The 1,332-nt window shown below is 65.0% G+C and carries 1 protein-coding gene; it reads left to right on the top strand.

Annotated features, from left to right (window positions below):
- Positions 1-224 precede the first annotated feature (224 nt).
- Complete coding sequence (locus L6637_RS42240; RefSeq protein ID WP_237874457.1) at positions 225-1,196, top strand: IS110 family RNA-guided transposase; 972 nt, start codon at positions 225-227, stop codon at positions 1,194-1,196.
- The last annotated feature ends 136 nt before the right edge of the window (positions 1,197-1,332 follow it).

Raw genomic sequence — 1,332 nt, 5'->3', positions numbered from 1 at the left:
CTTTGCCCACCCTTGTCTTAGCGCACCGGGCTAGAATGGCCTCGTTCCGTGAGGAATGGCCCAGCCCGGGTGGCCGCCCGAGCTGGGCCGCCGATCGATCGGATCGATGCCCACCGAAGCCCTTGAGGGCTGCGTTTCGTAGCAAGATCGCGGTCGGCACTTCATCGGGACCCGGATGGTTGAACGAACTTCAGGTTCGCACAGACAAGGGAGGGTCGAGGAAGATGGCCAAGCGTATCACGATCTGTGCCGGGATCGATACCGGCAAACACAGGCTCGACGTGGCGCTCGCCGGCAGTCCGGAACGGACGCAGGTCGAGAACACGCCGGAAGGCCACGCGGTGCTGTTGGAGTGGCTGCAGCACCACAAGGTCAGGCGGGTTGGGATCGAGGCGAGCGGCGGCTACGAGCAGGCGGTGGTTGCCGAACTGCGACGCAAGCGGCTTGTGGTCGTCGTGTTTCAGCCGGCCCAGGTCCGCGCCTATGCCGAGTTCCTCCGGCAGCGCGCCAAGAACGACAAGATCGATGCCGCGCTGATTGCGGCCTGCACAGCCGCGGTTAAGAAGATCCATCCCGCTCCGGATCCCCGCCTGCAGCCCTTTGCCGAGCATCTGACGATGATTGACCAGATCACGCAGGACATTGCCCGGTTGAAGAACCGGCTCGAGAGCTGCCGCAGCGAACGTTTCCACAAGCTCTGGAGGGAACAGATCGCCCTCTTGGCCAAGCATAAGCGCGCCGAGCTCAAGGCTCTCGTCGTAGCGATCCGCAAGCATCGTGATCTGGCTGTGCGGCTCGATCTGATCGAGAGCGTCGCTGGCAGCGGCCTGCCGACTGCGGTCGCTGTCCTGGTCCGGATGCCCGAGATCGGCCAGATCACGCGAGAGCAAGCCGCAGCCCTCGCGGGGCTTGCTCCCTACGATGACGACAGCGGCGATCGCACCGGCGTCCGTCACATCGAAGGCGGGCGCGAACGCCTGCGCCGGGCGCTCTACAACGCCGCGTTGCCTGCATCCTTCCGCTGGAATCCGCAGCTCAAGGCTCTGTACCAAAGGCTGATCGCTGCCGGAAAGGGCCACAAGCCCGCGCTTATCGCCTGCGCCAGGAAGCTGCTCGTCATCATCAACGCCGTCGTCGCCCGTGGCACATCATGGTCAGCCGACCCTCCTGCAACAGCGAGGGCGTCAGCGACCTGATCCGGTTTCTTTGTTCGGCCGAAGCACCGTTTCTTCGTCCCGACCTGCAAGTCCCAACGACGCCGCGCGCCGCGGACGTCAAGGCTGGCCGTCGCTCCTGCCTCACCCCAAACTCCGCCCTTGCCAGGCCACGCCT

This window comes from Bradyrhizobium zhengyangense, from assembly GCF_022012435.1.
GTDB lineage: Bacteria > Pseudomonadota > Alphaproteobacteria > Rhizobiales > Xanthobacteraceae > Bradyrhizobium > Bradyrhizobium zhengyangense.
The sequence above is the reverse complement of the archived record's forward strand: the minus strand, read 5'-3'. Positions and strand labels throughout refer to the sequence as shown.

Bases quoted from the DNA above. Each gene is read 5' to 3' on its own strand.
- L6637_RS42240 (WP_237874457.1), top strand. From the start codon at position 225: ATGGCCAAGCGTATCACGATCTGTGCCGGGATCGATACCGGCAAACAC.